Annotated in this window: 14 protein-coding genes; 8 read left to right on the top strand and 6 right to left on the bottom strand. The window is 72.8% G+C overall.

The window, feature by feature from the left end:
• Position 1: 1 nt before the first annotated feature.
• Complete coding sequence (locus ACWDAK_RS19085) at positions 2-1588, bottom strand: MFS transporter (protein ID WP_344634201.1); 1587 nt, start codon at positions 1586-1588, stop codon at positions 2-4.
• A gap of 263 nt (positions 1589-1851) precedes the next feature.
• Between ACWDAK_RS19085 and panB the strand changes: the two genes are divergently transcribed.
• The 3 genes from panB to ACWDAK_RS19070 all read left to right on the top strand — a co-directional run bounded on the left by panB (position 1852) and on the right by ACWDAK_RS19070 (position 4720).
• Positions 1852-2724: a 3-methyl-2-oxobutanoate hydroxymethyltransferase gene (gene panB / locus ACWDAK_RS19080; protein WP_344634202.1), complete on the top strand. Its 873-nt coding sequence runs from the start codon at positions 1852-1854 to the stop codon at positions 2722-2724.
• A gap of 176 nt (positions 2725-2900) precedes the next feature.
• Positions 2901-3917 carry an ATP-binding cassette domain-containing protein gene (locus ACWDAK_RS19075; protein WP_344634203.1) on the top strand — a complete coding sequence of 339 codons (1017 nt, stop codon included), beginning with the start codon at positions 2901-2903 and terminating at the stop codon, positions 3915-3917.
• On the top strand, positions 3914-4720 hold the full coding sequence (locus ACWDAK_RS19070; RefSeq protein WP_344634204.1) for an ABC transporter permease: 807 nt from the start codon (positions 3914-3916) through the stop codon (positions 4718-4720). Before ACWDAK_RS19075 ends, ACWDAK_RS19070 begins: the two co-directional genes overlap by 4 nt.
• A 60-nt stretch (positions 4721-4780) precedes the next feature.
• Here ACWDAK_RS19070 and ACWDAK_RS19065 read toward each other — a convergent pair whose 3' ends face one another.
• Positions 4781-8290 carry an AfsR/SARP family transcriptional regulator gene (locus ACWDAK_RS19065; protein WP_427393662.1) on the bottom strand — a complete coding sequence of 1170 codons (3510 nt, stop codon included), beginning with the start codon at positions 8288-8290 and terminating at the stop codon, positions 4781-4783.
• 206 nt (positions 8291-8496) lie between these two features.
• Between ACWDAK_RS19065 and ACWDAK_RS19060 the strand changes: the two genes are divergently transcribed.
• Entirely contained in the window at positions 8497-9312 is an 816-nt protein-coding gene (locus tag ACWDAK_RS19060; RefSeq protein WP_344634206.1) for a site-2 protease family protein, read from the top strand.
• A 32-nt stretch (positions 9313-9344) separates the two neighbouring features.
• Here the strand turns inward: ACWDAK_RS19060 and ACWDAK_RS19055 are convergent, their stop codons facing one another.
• Together ACWDAK_RS19055 and npdG are read right to left on the bottom strand one after the other, a co-directional pair.
• Positions 9345-9533 (bottom strand): hypothetical protein, encoded by a 189-nt coding sequence (locus ACWDAK_RS19055; protein ID WP_344634207.1) that lies wholly within the window; start codon positions 9531-9533, stop codon positions 9345-9347.
• 87 nt (positions 9534-9620) lie between these two features.
• Positions 9621-10313 (bottom strand): NADPH-dependent F420 reductase, encoded by a 693-nt coding sequence (gene npdG, locus ACWDAK_RS19050; protein ID WP_344634208.1) that lies wholly within the window; start codon positions 10311-10313, stop codon positions 9621-9623.
• Positions 10314-10361: 48 nt separating this feature from the next.
• Here npdG and ACWDAK_RS19045 point away from each other — a divergent pair, with 48 nt between their 5' ends.
• Both ACWDAK_RS19045 and ACWDAK_RS19040 read left to right on the top strand, forming a co-directional pair.
• On the top strand, positions 10362-10928 hold the full coding sequence (locus ACWDAK_RS19045) for a hypothetical protein (RefSeq protein WP_427393661.1): 567 nt from the start codon (positions 10362-10364) through the stop codon (positions 10926-10928).
• A gap of 336 nt (positions 10929-11264) precedes the next feature.
• Positions 11265-12587 carry an MFS transporter gene (locus ACWDAK_RS19040; RefSeq protein WP_344634210.1) on the top strand — a complete coding sequence of 441 codons (1323 nt, stop codon included), beginning with the start codon at positions 11265-11267 and terminating at the stop codon, positions 12585-12587.
• A gap of 162 nt (positions 12588-12749) precedes the next feature.
• On the opposite strand, the gene ACWDAK_RS19035 is transcribed toward ACWDAK_RS19040, so the two are convergent.
• Positions 12750-12974: a hypothetical protein gene (locus ACWDAK_RS19035; protein ID WP_427393660.1), complete on the bottom strand. Its 225-nt coding sequence runs from the start codon at positions 12972-12974 to the stop codon at positions 12750-12752.
• 104 nt (positions 12975-13078) lie between these two features.
• Between ACWDAK_RS19035 and map the strand changes: the two genes are divergently transcribed.
• Complete coding sequence (gene map / locus ACWDAK_RS19030; protein WP_344634212.1) at positions 13079-13924, top strand: type I methionyl aminopeptidase; 846 nt, start codon at positions 13079-13081, stop codon at positions 13922-13924.
• Between the two features lie 137 nt (positions 13925-14061).
• Here map and ACWDAK_RS19025 read toward each other — a convergent pair whose 3' ends face one another.
• Positions 14062-14769: a bifunctional DNA primase/polymerase gene (locus ACWDAK_RS19025; RefSeq protein WP_344634213.1), complete on the bottom strand. Its 708-nt coding sequence runs from the start codon at positions 14767-14769 to the stop codon at positions 14062-14064.
• A gap of 466 nt (positions 14770-15235) precedes the next feature.
• Between ACWDAK_RS19025 and ACWDAK_RS19020 the strand changes: the two genes are divergently transcribed.
• Positions 15236-15457, top strand: a complete 222-nt coding sequence (locus ACWDAK_RS19020; RefSeq protein WP_344634214.1) for a hypothetical protein — start codon at positions 15236-15238, stop codon at positions 15455-15457.
• Positions 15458-15515 lie beyond the last annotated feature (58 nt).

Here is a 15515-nt window from a genome sequence, read left to right as displayed (position 1 = left end):
GTCAGACCTTGGCGGTCTGCTGCGGCTGGCTCTGGGGCTGCGGCACATCACCGGGTCCGGCCTGGGCCTTGCCGGGGAGCATGAACCAGGCGAGCAGGACGCCGATCACCGTGATCCCGGCGGAGAGCCCGGAGACGATGTGCATCGCGTGGATGAACGCGTCCTTGGCCGGGCCGATCAGCTCGGTGTGGTGGGTGCCGTCGGCGATGGCGAGGGTCGCCTCCAGGGACTCCCCCGCCTTGTCCCGCAGCGGGGCGGGGAGGTGGGCGAGCTGGGCGGCCACGCCGTCCCGGTAGGAGGTGGAGAGCACCGCGCCGAGGACGGCGACGCCGAGGGAACCGCCGACCTGGCGGAAGGTGTTGTTGACCGCCGACCCGGCACCGGCCTTCTCACGCGGCAGCGAGCCCATGATGGCCGTGGTGACCGGCGGCATCACGTGCGCCATGCCGGCGCCCATCACGAAGCCGAGTACGACCAGCACCCAGATCGAGGTGGTCAGGCCGAGCAGCAGGTAGCCGAGGAAGCCGACCGCGATCAGCAGCATGCCGCCGGCGCAGGTGGCGCGGACGCCGAAGCGGTCCACCACCAGGCGGGCCCGGGGGGCGAAGAGCATCTGGGCGGCGGCCATCGGCAGCATCAGCACACCGGCCTGCAGGGCGCTGTAGCCGCGCACGCTCTGGGTGTAGAAGACGCCGAAGAAGGAGACGCCCATCAGCGCGAAGAAGACCAGGCCGATCACCACGACCGAGCCGGTGAAGTGCATCCGGCGGAACCAGCTGACGTCCAGCGCCGGGTGGTCGGTGCGCTTCTCGTGCAGGACGAACAGGACCAGCGCCAGCAGGCCGCCGAGCAGCGGGCCCCAGGCCTCGAACCTGGTGAGGTCGGCCAGTTCGCCGCCCTTGATGATGCCGTAGATCAGCGCGACCAGGCCGATGACGGAGAGCAGCACGCCGGTCGGGTCCAGTCTGCCGGGGCTCGGGTCGCGGGAGTCCGGGACCAGCAGTGACATCGCCACCAGCGCGAGGGCCACGATCGGGACGTTGACCAGGAAGACCGATCCCCACCAGAAGTGCTCGATCAGCAGGCCGCCGGTGATCGGCCCGATCGCGATCGCCAGGCCCACCGCACCGGCCCAGATGCCGATCGCCTTGGGCTGCTCGTGCCGCTCGAAGACGTTCATGATGATGGCCAGCGTCGCGGGCATCACGAAGGCGCCGCCGAGGCCCATCACCGCACGGAAGGTGATCAGCTGGCCGGGCGAGGAGGCCAGTGCGGACAGCAGCGAGCCGAGGCCGAACACCACCATGCCGCCGAGCAGGGTCTTCTTGCGGCCGATCCGGTCGCCGAGCAGGCCCGCGGTGAACAGCAGCCCGGCGAAGACCAGCGTGTAGGAGTTGATCGCCCACTCCAGGTCGCTCTGGCTGGCGCCGAGGCCGGTGGGGGCGGGCGAGGCGATGGTCTTCATCGCCACGTTGAGGATCGAGTTGTCGAGGACGACGACGAGCAGGGAGAGCACCAGGGTGCCCAGGATCGCCCAGCGGCGACGGTGTATCGCCTCGGGGATCCGCTGAGGTGCGACTGTGGACATCGGAGAGCGTTCCCGTCCGTACGAGGATGTGCGGACTTACGAGCCGGCAGCGTCTCGTAACCCCTTTCGAGCCCAGGATAGCCCGCTTTTCGATACGAGACGGTGTCGTATCGTAAAGTCTCCGCAAAGGAGGGGGCGCCCGGGAGCGCACCGGTTGTCCGATCCCCGCCCTTTTGCGCCTGCCGCACGGCGTGCAAGCATGGGGGCAGATCCGGGGACGCCGCACGGCGCCACGAGACGACAACCTTTCAGGAGCCTGTTCGATGAACGCTTCTCCGCTTTCGCCTGCCCAGCCGCAGGACGGCACGCCGACCGTCCTCTACGGCGGCGTCACCAACCGCCGGGTGACCGTCCGTGACCTGGCCAAGGCCAAGCAGCACGGTGAGCGCTGGGCGATGCTCACCGCGTACGACGCCCTCACCGCCGGGGTCTTCGACGAGGCCGGGATCCCGGTCCTGCTGGTCGGCGACTCGGCGGGCAACTGCCACCTCGGCTACGAGACCACCGTGCCGGTGACCATGGACCAGATGGTGATGCTCTCCGCAGCCGTCGTCCGCGGTACCAAGCGCGCCCTGGTCGTCGCCGACCTGCCGTTCGGCTCCTACCAGGAGTCGCCCGCCCAGGCCCTGCACAACGCCGCCCGGCTGCTCAAGGAGGCCGGGGTCGGCGCGGTCAAGCTGGAGGGCGGCGAGCGCAGCGCGCGGGCCATCGAGCTGCTGGTGGAGGCCGGCATCCCGGTGATGGCCCACGTCGGACTGACCCCGCAGTCGGTGCACGCCTTCGGCGGGTACCCGGTGCAGGGACGCGGCGACGAGGCCGCGCACCAGCTGCTGCGGGACGCCAAGGCCGTGCAGCAGGCCGGGGCGTTCGCGGTGGTGCTGGAGGCCGTACCGGCCGAGCTGGCCGGCCAGGTCACCGAGCAGCTGGCGATCCCGACCGTCGGCATCGGCGCGGGTGCGGCCTGCGACGCCCAGGTGCTGGTGTGGACCGACTTCGCCGGGATGACGGCGGGCCGGGTGCCGAAGTTCGTCAAGCAGTACGCCAACCTGCGGGCCGTCCTCGGGGATGCCGCCCGCGAGTTCGCCGCCGAGGTCGGCGCGGGCACCTTCCCGGCGCCGGAGCACACCTTCAAGTGACGCCCGGACACGGCGGATCGGCCCTCCGGGCGGGGGTGAGCGGCTGAGCGGGGCGGGGAACCGGTGCAGCGACCGGGCACGCGGTTCCCCGCCCCGCTCCGCCACCCGACAGCACGATGACGGTGGCGACAGCAGGATGACAGCGGGCTGGCAGACGGCCCGGGCAGCCTGAGGGCATGACACGCATCGACAACACCCCGAACGAGCGGGGGCCCCGCAGCGGCAACGCCGTCGAGGTACGCGGGATCGTCAAGCACTACGGCGAGACCAGGGCCCTCGACGGCGTCGACCTCAGCGTCAGGCAGGGCACCGTCCTCGGTGTGCTCGGCCCGAACGGCGCCGGCAAGACCACCCTGGTGCGCATCCTCTCCACCCTGATCAAGCCCGACGCCGGCACCGCCCACGTCGGCGGCTACGACGTGCTGCGCCAGCCCAGGCAGCTGCGCCGCACCATCGGCCTGACCGGCCAGTACGCCTCGGTGGACGAACTGCTCTCCGGCTACGAGAACCTCTACCTGATCGGGCGGCTGCTCGACCTCTCCGGTCGGGAGGCCAAGGCCCGCGCTACCGAGCTACTGGAGCGCTTCTCGCTCACCGAGGCCGCGGGGCGCCCCGCCAAGACCTACTCGGGCGGCATGCGGCGCCGGCTCGACCTGGCCGCCAGCATGATCGGCCGCCCCAGGGTGCTCTACCTCGACGAGCCGACCACCGGCCTCGACCCGCGTACCCGCAACGAGGTCTGGGACGAGGTGCAGCGGATGGTCGCCGACGGCTCAACCGTGTTGCTCACCACCCAGTACATGGAGGAGGCGGAGCAGCTCGCGCACGAGCTGACCGTGATCGACAAGGGCCGGGTGATCGCCAACGGCGGGATCGACGAGCTCAAGTCCCAGGTCGGCGGCCAAACCCTGCATGTGACGCCGGTGCAGGCCGCCGAACTGCCCGAGATGGCCCACTGCCTGCACCAGGCCGGCATTACCGGCGCCACCGTCTCCACGGACGCCGGTGTGCTCACCGTACAGCTCGCCGACGACGGCCAACTCACCACCGTGGTGGGCGTGCTGGGAACCCGGGGATTCGGCATCGCCGCCATCGACACCAAACTGCCCAGCCTGGACGAGGTGTTCCTCACCATCACCGCCAAGCCCGCTGCGGCCACCGCCCCGACTCTCGTGAAGGAGCCCGTGGCATGACCGCGGCCATCTCGTACGAAACCACCGACCCCCGGATCGGGCTCGGCGCTCATCTACGGCACATCGGCGCGCTGACCCGTCGCAACCTGATGCGGATCAAGGCCGACCCGGAGTCGATCCTGGACGCCGTACTGGTCCCGATCATCTTCACGGTGCTGTTCGTCTACGTCTTCGGCGGCGCGGTCTCCGGGGGCCAGCACCAGTACGTCCAGTACATGATCCCGGGACTGCTCGGCACCACCGGGCTCAACCTGGCGATGGCGGTGGGCACCGGTCTGAACAGCGACTTCCAGACCGGGGTGATGGACCGCTTCCGCACGCTGCCGATCGGCCGGGCCTCGGTGCTGCTCTCCAAGATCGCGGCCGAAACCTGCCGGGGACTGCTCTCCTTCACCATCCTGATCGGCTTCTCGATGGTCCTCGGGCTGGAGATCACCGGCGGCTTCCTCAACCTGCTGGCGGCGGTGGGCCTTTCACTGCTCTTCGGGATGTCGATCGTCTGGGTCTCCATGCTGCTCGGTATGTCCCTGCGCAGCGCCCAGGCCGTCCAGGGCGTGTCGATGTTGGTCATCGCGCCGCTGCAGTTCGGCAGTTCGATCTTCGCGCCGCCCACCAGCATGCCGGGCTGGCTGCAGGCCTTCACCCACGTCAACCCGCTGTCCGCGCTGGCGGACGCATGCCGGGCGCTGATCAACGGTCAGGGCGCGGTGGCCCACCCGGTGACGATCGTCCTGATCTGGTCGGTGGCGATCACCGCCGTCACCGCCCCGCTGGCGGTGGCCAGGTTCCGCAAGCGGACCTGACCGGAGCGCGGGTGCCGGAGTCCGACCAGGCGTCGGGCTCCGGCACCCGCGCACGGTCGCTCAGGCCCCGGACCCGTCGGGATCGTTCATCATGGCGGCCGCCTCGGCAAGCGTGAGCCCGCCCCCCTCGGCCAGCCCCTCCTGGTAGGCCCGGTCGCCGATCAGGGCGCGCAGCCTGCGCTCGCCCCGGTCCCTCTCCTGCCGCTCCAGGTAGGAGCCGAGCGCGCCGTGCAGGGTCTGGTACGCGCCCATCAGCACAGCCGCCCGCCTGGCCACGGCCGGATCCCCGCGCAGCTCGGCGACCGCGGTCAGCACCCCGACGGCCGGCAGGACCAGCATCACGGTCATGTGCTCGGCGAAGACCCTGCCGCCGTTCTCCACCGAGTTCACCAGCCTCCGTGCCTCCCTGAGCAGGTCGAGACCGGCCTCGGGATCACCGCTCAGCGCGGTGATCCAGGCCCGGATCGAGGTCACGATGCCCCGGAACACGTTCGGCACCAGTGGGCCGAGCACCGACCGGTCGCCTTCCAGCCGGTCCAGCTGGTCCAGCTGGTCGAGCGCCTCGGCGTAATCCCCGCGCGCGGCGCTCAGGTTGCAGAGCAGCAGGCACCCGTACAGCGTCGCTCCCTGGTCGGCGCGCCCGGTCGCGGTCTCCCCCAGTACCTCCCGGATCAGCCGCTCGCCCTCCGCCACATCGGTGTCCAACAGGGCTTCGCCCAGGCGTATCCGAAGCAGCGGGATCTCCTGCGGCGCCTCCAGTTCCCGGGCCAGTTCGATGGCCTTCCGGTACGCCTCGGTGGCGCGCGCGCTGTCGCCCTGCTTCAACGCCGTCTCGCCCTTCGCGGACAGCGCCTCGGACATGCCCCAGCGGTCGCCGAGCCGGGTGAACAGCTCCAGCGCCTCGTCACCGTCGCGGATCGCCTGGTCGAGACCGCCGGACCAGTCGTTCAGCAGGTGGGAGCGGATCTGCAGGATGAACGCGAGGTCGCCCACGCCGCCGTGGCGGCGGCAGCCCTCGACGGCCTCGTCCAGCATCGGCCGCAGCTGGCCGAACGCACCGGCCGGGAAGGCCGCGAAGACCCGGTGCAGCACGGGGAGGCGGAAGGACTGCGGCAGGTCCGGGGTGTAGGCCGCGAGCACCCGCTGGGCGAGATCGGTGGCCTCCGGATCCCCGAGCATCTCCATGTTGCCGATGAACATGGTGACCAGGCGGTGCAGATGGACCTGCCGCCGGGCCTCCTGGAGCAGTTCCGGCGGCATCGGCGGCGGCGCGTCCAGCGGATCGGCCGACAGCGGGACGGGCCTCGGCGCGTCGTCGGCGTACGGGTTCGGGGCGAGCGCGCCGACCGCCTCGTACCAGCCGCGCGCCTCGGTGCGGTAGTCCCGCAGCGCCCAGAACCAGCTCATCCCGAGGACCAGGACGAGCGCCTCCTGCTCCTCGCCGCCGTCCACCGCGCGGCGCAGCGCGGCGCGGATGTTGTCCTGCTCGCGCTCCAGCACGGCCAGCCAGCGCAGCTGGTCCGGACCGCGCAGGTGCCGCTCGGCGGAGCGGACCAGCTCGCGGAAGCAGCGGATGTGCCTCAGCGCCGTTCCCTCGTCGGCCCCGCCCGCCGACATCGCCTCGGTGAGTCGTTCGGCGGCGTACTCGTGGATGGTCTCCAGCATCCAGTACCTGGTCTCGGTACCGAGGCGGGCCACGATCAGCGACTTGTCCACCAGCGAGAGCAGCAGGTCGGCGACCTCCTCCCGGGGTACCGCTGTGACTCCTCGCTCGCCTCCGGGCGCTCCCGGTCCGGTGTCGAAGGTGCCGTCGGCGCAGACCTGTTCGGCGTCCTCCAGGGTCCAGCTGCCGGCGAACACCGAGAGCCGGCGCAGTACGGCGCACTCGCGCTCGCTCAGCAGGTCCCAGCTCCAGTCGACCACCGCGCGCAGGGTCTGCTGGCGCGGCAGCAGCGTGCGGGAACCGGCGGTGAGCAGCGCGAACCTGCCGTCCAGGCGGTCGGCGAGCCGGCGCGGCGTCAGTCCCCGAAGCCGGGCGGCGGCGAGCTCGATGGCCAACGGCAGGCCGTCCAGCCGGCGGCAGATCTCGGCGCAGGCCTCGGGGTCCTCGGCGGGGTCGAAGCCGGGCCGGGCGGCGGCACCACGCTCGGCCAGCAGTCTGAGCGCCACCGGGTCGGGCAGCGGCTCGACCGGCCGGACGCTCTCGCCGGGCACCCCGAGCGGCTCCCGACTGGTCGCCAGGACGGTCAGCCCGGGGCACTCGGCGAGGAGCCGGTCGGCCAGCTCGGCGGCCGCCTGGATCAGGTGCTCGCAGTTGTCCAGCACCAGCAGCATCCGGCGCTGCGCGCAGTGCTCGACGATCCGCCGCACCGGGTCGTCGGTACGAGCCGCCTCTGCGACCGCGCCGCCGGTGTGCAGCACGGTCTCCCGCAGGCCGAGCGCGGAGAGTACGGCGGCCGGCACGTCGCCCGGGTCCTCCAGCGGGGCGAGTTCGGCGAGCCAGACGCCGTCGGGCCAGCCTTCTGGGGCGCCCGTCGCACCGGCGGCCGCGATCGCGGCGACAGCCTCGGCGGCGGCCCGGCCCGCCTCGACGGCCAGGCTGGTCTTGCCCGAGCCACCGGGGCCGGTGAGCGTGACCAACCGGCTCGCCGTCAAGGCGCTCTTCAGGGCGGCCAGTTCGGCCTCCCGTCCGACGAAGCTGGTCAGCCGGGGGCGCAGGTTGCCGACCGGGCGCGGGGCCGCGGGCCTCCGCTGCTCCCCGGCGGCCGGTATGGGCGGGTGCGTCGCGAAGCCGTACGCGGCGGGCGGGACCTGCGGCACCGCCGGTCCGGGGACGGTGGAACGGAGCAGTTCGCGGTGGACGGCCTGGAGTGCCGGGCCCGGGTCGGCGCCCAGCTGTTCGGCGAGGGCACGTCGGGCCCGCTCGTACTGCTGGAGGGCCTCGGCTGTCCGGCCGCTGTCGTTCAGTGCCCGGACCAGCAGGAGCTGCAGCTGCTCGTCCAGTGGTCGCTCCGCGCAGAGTTCGGCCAGTTCGGCCGTCAGTTCGGCGGCCCGGCCGAGTTCGAGTTCGGCGCCGATCCGGCACCTGCGGGCCTCCTCGCGCTGGGTCTCCAGCCGGGCGGCCGGTCCACCGCGGTCCGGCAGGTCGGCCAGCGCGGGGCCGCGCCAGAGGCCGAGGGCACGACCCAGCCGCTCGGCGGCGCGGGCGTGGTCGGCGGCGGCCGTGGCCTGCCGGCCTTCGGCGACCAGCCGCTGGAACTCCCCGAGGTCGGTGTTCCGACCGGTCAGCCAGTACCCGGCCGGGCCGGAGCCGATCTCGTCCCGGCCGATGGCGCGGCGCAGCCGCCCGACCAGGGTCTGCAGGGCGGCGGCACAGTCCTGCGGCGGTTCGGCACCCCAGACCTCGTCCACCAGCAGGTCCGTGGGGACGGGCCGGCCCTGCCGCAGCGCCAGCGCGGTGAGCAGCGCGCGCAGCCGGGCGCCGCCCAGCGGGACGGCGGTGCCGTCCTCCCGGTGGGCGGTGGTCGTTCCGAGGATGCCGTAGTGCACGGGGACCATTCTGGTGGACACCCGCAGCGTCGCACTCCTGTTTACCCGTCATCCCGCAAGCCCCGGCGGACCGGGACCCGCGGCTCGGCGGGGGCGCGCCCCGGCCGGGCCGCCGGTGTGGAACCCTGACGTGGGCCCGTCCGTTCACCCGGGACGGCTTGTCCCGGCCTCGTCCGGCCCGGCATGATCGACCCTCGCCCTCCCCTACCCCTCGGAGCTCCACCGCCATGACCTTCGCCGAAACCCAGCGCTCGCGCAGCGAGGAACGCAGGATAAGCCCGGTGTTCTGGGTCCTGCTCGCGATCCTCGGCACCTCGGGCTGGGCCGTCTGGTCGGGCTACGGCAACGCGGGCGTCGGGGTGTTCCTCTTCGTGGTGGCGGGCTGGGTGGTCTCGCTCTGCCTGCACGAGTACGCGCACGCGCGGACCGCGATGTACGGCGGTGACATCACCATCGGGGCGAAGGGCTACCTCACCCTCAACCCGTTCAAGTACACCAACGCGGTCTTCAGCTTCGTACTGCCGATGATCTTCGTCATCCTCGGCGGCATCGGCCTGCCCGGCGGGGCGGTCTACATCGAACGGCACCGCATCCGGGGCAGGCTCAAGCACAGCCTGATCTCGGCCGCCGGCCCGCTGGTGAACGTCCTCTGCGCGGTGCTCCTGCTGATCCCGGTCGGTGCGGGCTGGCTGGACGACCCCGCCGTGCACGCGAGCTACGAGGGCCACGACCTGAACGTCTCCCCGCTCGCCGCGGCCCTCGGCTTCCTGGCGTTCCTCCAGCTCAGCGCGGCCCTGCTGAACCTGCTGCCGGTCCCGGGGCTGGACGGCTACGGGATCGTCGAGCCGTGGCTGTCGCCGAAGACCCGCCGGGCGGTCGAGCCGTTCGCCCCGTACGGGCTGATGGCGGTGTTCGTGGTGCTCTGGCAGTCCGAGGTCAACCGGTGGTTCTTCGACCTGGTCTACCGGGCCATGGACCTGTTCGGCGTGGACGGCGCCTACGCCGCGCTGGGCCGGTACCTGTTCAGCTTCTGGCAGCACTGACCCGGCGGCCCCGGCCCGGGGCGGCCCGGGGCTCAGGCCCCGGTGGCCGCCCCGGCCTTCTGCTGGCGCGCACGGCGCAGGTAGAACCAGGCGATGTTGCTGGAGACGCCCGCCATCAGCACCCACACCACGCCCAGCCAGTTGCCCTGGACGAACGAGACCACGGCCGCGGCGACCGCCAGCACGAAGACGATCGAGGCGAAGAGGGCGTTGCGGGGCATGGCGCGGGACTCCTTACGGATCGGTACGACCGTCCCATTCTCACCGAAGGACCCCCGACGCCGTCGCAGGGGGCCCTCCGGGCGCGGTCACACGTCGGTGATGCGCAGGCCCGCGTGGGCCTTGTAGCGGCGGTTGACCGAGATCAGGTTGGCCACCAGCGACTCCACTTGGTGGGCGTTGCGCAGCCGGCCCGCGAAGATGCCGCGCATGCCGGGGATCCGCTCGGCCAGCGCCTGGACGGTGTCGGTCGCCTGGCGGTCGTCGCCGAGCACCATCACATCGGTGTCGATCCGCTCGATCGCGGGATCCTGCAGCAGCACCGCCGAGAGGTGGTGGAAGGCCGCGGTGACCCGGGACTCGGGCAGCAGGGCGGCGGCCTGCTGGGCGGCACTGCCCTCCTCGGGCCGGATCGCGTAGGCGCCCTGCTTGTCGAAGCCCAGCGGGTTGACGCAGTCCACCACGAGCTTGCCCGCGAGCTCCCCGCGCAGGGCGGAGAGGGTGGCGGCGTGGCCGTCCCACGGCACGGCGACGATCACGATGTCGCTCTCCCGGGCCGCGGCCGCGTTCTCCGCACCCCGGACGCCGAGGCCGATTCCGGCCGCCGCCGCCTCGGCCCGCTCCGCGGTACGGGAGCCGATCACCACCTGCTGTCCGGCCTTGGCCAGCCGGTAGGCCAGACCGCGGCCCTGGTCGCCGGTGCCGCCCAGGACACCGACCACCAGCTGGGAAACCTCGGGGAGCCCTCGGGTCGGCTCCGTCACTGAATCGTGGGTACTCATGCGGAAGATCCTGCCAAAGCCCGGCCCGGTGCTCCATCCTCTCCCTCCATGGACGCCGTGAGAGTTACCGCACTGGCCCGATCGCTGACCGGCACCGGATGGCCGGAGACCGCCCGGGCCTTCGGCGGCGCGCTGCGCCACTCCGTCAGCCGGCGCGGCGCCACCGGGCTGCTGCTGGTCGGCACCGAGCGGTACGAGCCCTGGCACCTGGCCGCCCATCTGGACATCGAGGCCGACCGCTCCGGTGTCGGCGAACTGGCTCCCACCCTGCTGCGGCACCGCGTCCCGGACGGTTCACCGGCTCATCTCGCCCACCGCGTCGACCTGTTGACAGAGGTCCGGCGCGGCGCCACGGTCCTGGTGGTCGCCCCGGCCGCCACCGAGGCCCCACTGCTGGAGCGCGTCCACGACGCCCGGCGCGGTGGCGCCACCGTCCTCGCCCTCGACACCGGCGACCGCGACCTCGCCTCCCTCGCCCATGAACGCCTCGCCGTCCCGGACGCCGCCGAGGAGCCCTTCGACCTCGTCCAGCACCTCGTCAGTACCGCTGCCGGCCTCCGCCCCCGCTTCGCCTTCCTCGCCCGGCTGGCCGCCTCCCCCGTCGCCCACTGGTGAACGGCTCGCTCCAGCGGCCCTCCTGCTCGGCGTCGGAGGTAGCTCGGCGTCAGAGGTTCTCCAGCTCCGCGACGCGACGCAGGTCCTTGGGCCGGCCGATGGCGCGGCGCACGGCGATCAGGTCCTCCCGGCACAGGTAGCCGCGGTGAGTTCGCGGCCGCGCCGTACCGCGGGGCGCAGGCGGTCCAGCGGATGCTCGGGGATGCGGGAGTCATCGGTCACCCGGCCATCCAACTACCGCGCCGGGGGCGGGCGCAGCCGGAATCGGTGCGGGGATCCGGGTACCTCCTAATTCGGTTGCTCCCGGCCTGCGGCGCAGCCCAGGATGACGGGACCATGACTTCCGACGAACCGTCCCGCCGGCCGGGCCGACTGCGGTCCGCGCTGCGCGGAATCCGCCCCGACATGTCCCCCTGGCGTTCTTCACGGGACTTCCGGCTGCTGTGGACCTCGGGCTCCGTCACCGCCTTCGGCAGCTTCCTGACCTATGTCGCCGTACCGCTGCAGCTCAAGGACCTGACCGGTTCCTCCTTCGCGGTCGGCCTGGTGGGCGCGGTGGAGCTGGTCCCGCTGATCGTCTTCGGGTTGTGGGGCGGTGCGCTCGCGGACGCGCTGGACCGGCGGAGGCTGGTGCTGCTGTCGGAGGCGGGGCTCGGCCTGCTCTCCGGGCTGCTGCTGCTCAACGCGCTGCTGCCGCGGCCGATGCTGTGGCCGGTGTACCTGGTGGCCGCGCTGGTCGCGGCCCTCGGCGGTCTGCAGCGGCCGGCCCTCGACGCGCTCACCCCGCGGATCGTCGCGCACGATCGGCTCCCCGCCGCGTACGCGCTCAACTCGCTGTCCCGCAACGCCGCTTCGGTGGCCGGCCCGGCGCTGGCCGGCGTCGTGGTGGCGACGGCGGGCGTGCAGACGGCGTACGCACTGGACGTCGCCACCTTCGGGGCCTCACTGCTGCTGCTCGCCCGGATGCGGGCCGTCCCGCCGTCCACCGGCGCCGAGAAGCCCTCGCTGCGGACGATCGCCACCGGCGTGAAGTACGCCTGGAGCCGGCCCGACCTGCTGGGCACCTATGCGATAGACCTCTGCGCGATGCTCTTCGCCTACCCGGTGGCGGTGTTCCCGTTCCTGGCCGGCGAGTTGGACGCCCAGTGGGCGCTCGGCCTGATGTACGGCGCCTCGGCGGCCGGGGCGCTGGCCGTCGGCGCCACCAGCGGCTGGACCTCGCGTGTCCGCCGGCACGGCCGGATGCTGGTGCTCGCCGCGCTCGGCTGGGGTACGGCGATGGTGCTGGCGGGGCTGGCGGGCGAGATCTGGCTGGTCCTGCTGGGTCTGGCGCTGGCCGGCGGCGCCGACCAGATCAGCGGCATCGCCCGCTCGGTGATCTGGAGCCAGTCCGTTCCGGACGAGCTGCGCGGGCGGCTGGCCGGGGTGGAGCTGCTCAGCTACTCGGTCGGCCCGCAGCTGGGTCAGGTCCGGGTGGGCGGGATGGCCGCGGTGATCGGCGTACGCGGCTCGGTCTGGGCCGGCGGGCTGGCCTGCGTGGCCGGCGTGCTCGGACTCGCCGCCGCCCTGCCGAAGCTGCTGGCGTACGACTCGAGGACCGACCCGCACGCGGCGGCCGTCCGGGCGGCCCGGCGGCAGGCCGAGGCGGCGGCGGTCTGAGCGGGCCCGCTCGGCACTCGGTTACGGCGTCAGGAGCGCGGGAGCCGCGCCCGACTTCACCGCGGGCCGGCCGTGCGCCCCCGCGCGCCCCGGGAGAGCGAGCCTTACGGCTCTCGCGCGGCCCGGGAGGGTGGGCCCTGCGGCTCTCGCGCGGCCGCCCCGCTAATCGTCGCTCGGCTGGTCGTCGCGCCAGCGGGGATCGGTCCGCCACTCGCGGTCGCGCTCGGCGGCGATCTCCAGAGCGTGGGTGGCCTCCTCACGGGTGGCGTACGGCCCCAGCCGGTCCTTGGCGGGGCACTCGGGGCCTTCCTCGACCTTGGCGTGCTTGATGCAGTAGAACCACTCCCCCGACTTGCCGGTGGACTTACGGCCGAATCCCAGCGCCATGATCGGTCTCCCGTCGCTCGTTCGCTTCGGTACGGATCATTCCCGGTGCCCGGCTCGGACACACAGCCGGGGCGGTGCGGGGCCCGGCGGATAGACTCGCGGCCATGGTTCTCGTACCCGGCATCCAGTCCCCCACCCGCAAGGTCCCGGCGCGCATCACGCGTCCCGAGTACGTGGGCAAGCCCGCGCCGACGCCCTACACCGGGCCCGAGGTGCAGACCGCCGAGACGATCGAGAAGATGCGGATCGCCGGCCGGATCGCCGCGCAGGCGATGGCTGAGGCCGCGAAGCTGATCGCGCCCGGCGTCACCACCGACGCGCTCGACGCCGTCGCCCACGAGTACATGTGCGACCACGGTGCGTACCCGTCGGACCTCGGCTACCGGGGCTTCCCCAAGTCGATCTGCACCTCGATCAACGAGGTGATCTGCCACGGCATCCCGGACTCGACGGTCCTTCAGGACGGCGACATCGTCAACATCGACGCGACCGCCTACATCCACGGGGTGCACGGCGACCTGAACGCCACCTTCCTGTGCGGCGACGTGGACGAGGAGTCCAAGCTGCTGGTCGAGCGGACCCGGGAGTCGCTCAACCGGGCGATCAAGGCGGTCAAGCCCGGCCGGCAGATCAACGTGATCGGGCGGGTCATCGAGTCCTACGCCAAGCGCTTCGACTACGGCGTGGTGCGGGACTTCACCGGACACGGCATCAACACGTCGTTCCACTCCGGCCTGATCATCCCGCACTACGACAGCGAGCGGGCCACCGAGGTGATCAAGCCCGGGATGACCTTCACCATCGAGCCGATGCTCACCCTGGGCACCTACGACTACGAGGTCTGGGAGGACGGCTGGACGGTCGTCACCAAGGACCGCAAGCGCACCGCCCAGTTCGAGCACACCCTGGTGGTCACGGCCGACGGCGCGGAGATCCTCACCCTGCCGTGACGACGGCCCCACGGCGACGGCGCCGGCGGGCCGGCCGACGGCCCGTCAGGCGTCGCCGTCCGTGCGCCGGTGACCGCAGGACGGGCGTCGCAGCCGCTCCCGGCTCCGGCTGTCGGTCGAAGCAGCGGCGGGGACCGCTAACCGATCAGCCACTGCTCCTCCGCGACCGCGCCCACCTCGGTGCAGGCGTCGGTGAGCACGTCCAGCACCCGCAGCGCGTCCGGCAGCGACTGCTCGGGGCCGCGGGAGTCCAGCCAGCGGACCTCGGAGCCGTCCGGGAGCGCGGCGGGCGGCACCAGGGTGTACGAGCCGCGGCAGTGCCACCGCAGGCCCGGGTGCTCGGACATGGTGTCCGGCGTGCTGTCCAGCGCGCTCGGCCACCACTCGTCCTCGTCCTGCGGGGTGCCACGGGTGGCCGTGAAGAACAGGTAGCGGTCCTCGCCGACGGCCGCGACCGGGCCGCCGACGCCCAGCGCGTCAAGGCGTTCCAGCGCGAGCCTGCCGGCCTCGGCCGGGACGTCCAGGACGTCGTGCGCGCGGCCCGTGGCGGTGATGAAGTTCGCCTGCGGGTCGCGGGAGAGCCAGCGGGTCAGCTGCTCGGTGTCGGTGGTCGCCTGGGACTGCCAGGCGAAGGAGACCGGGTGCTGGGCGGGGGCCGGACAGCCGATCCGGTCACAGGAACATCGATAACCGGCCGGATGGGCGGCCGGAGCCACCGGGAAGCCCGCTCTGACGGCCTGGAGCAGCTGATCGAGTCTCGCCGCCGGATCCGCGCCGCCAGCCGCACGCCCCTCCTGCCGCTCGCGCCTGCGCCACCAGGTCGTCCACCTGCCACTGGCTTCCATCGGACCCCTTCCGCACCCTGCCGTGACCAGCCGCGCCTGGTGCGACGCGGCGACCGACGCGACAACCGACGCCACGTCCGGGCTCGCCTGTTGCTTCCCGGACGGTGCTCGATCAGGCACGTCCGCCATGGGCCGGAGCCGGGGTCGCCGGTCGGCCAACGCCTGGGTCACGGTACGGAGTACGAGAGTTGGGCTCGGCGGGAAGGCGCACCGACACGCGCCCGACCCGGCCCGTACGGGGCCCGTAGACCCGGGCGGTTCCCGGGGGCGTACAGAGCAGGATAAGGGTGCCGGACGGGTCCGGATGACCGGGGGCGGTGCTGCGTGCGTCACTGCGACCGCCACCGGGGTTCCGCTGCTCCGTTTCTCGACCGTCACCGCTTCTCCACGGCCGCCATGCCTTCCGCCCCCCACCCCCGGGCGAGGGGCCCGGTCAGGGCCGCGTCGGCTCGCTTAGGCTGGGGTGATGAGAAGCGCCGACACCGAATTCGTGGGCGGGCCCCTGGACGGCAGGGTGCTGCCGATCGGCCTGACCCTGCTGGGCAGTGTGCCCAAGATCTACCGAGTACCCGTCCCCGCCCATGGCGACGCACCGGCCACCACCCTGGTCTACCGGCGGGCCGAGCTGCGCTCCGAGAAGCGGCGCCGCTACTGGCGGTACGAGTACGACCCGTCCGCCTCGGCCTGACTCCCACCGACCCCGGCGTCCGGGGCGTGCGGCCCCTCGCCCGCCCGCCGGGCCCGGC

It is taken from the genome of Kitasatospora sp. NPDC001175, assembly GCF_053598215.1.
This window is presented reverse-complemented; position numbering and strand designations above follow the sequence as displayed.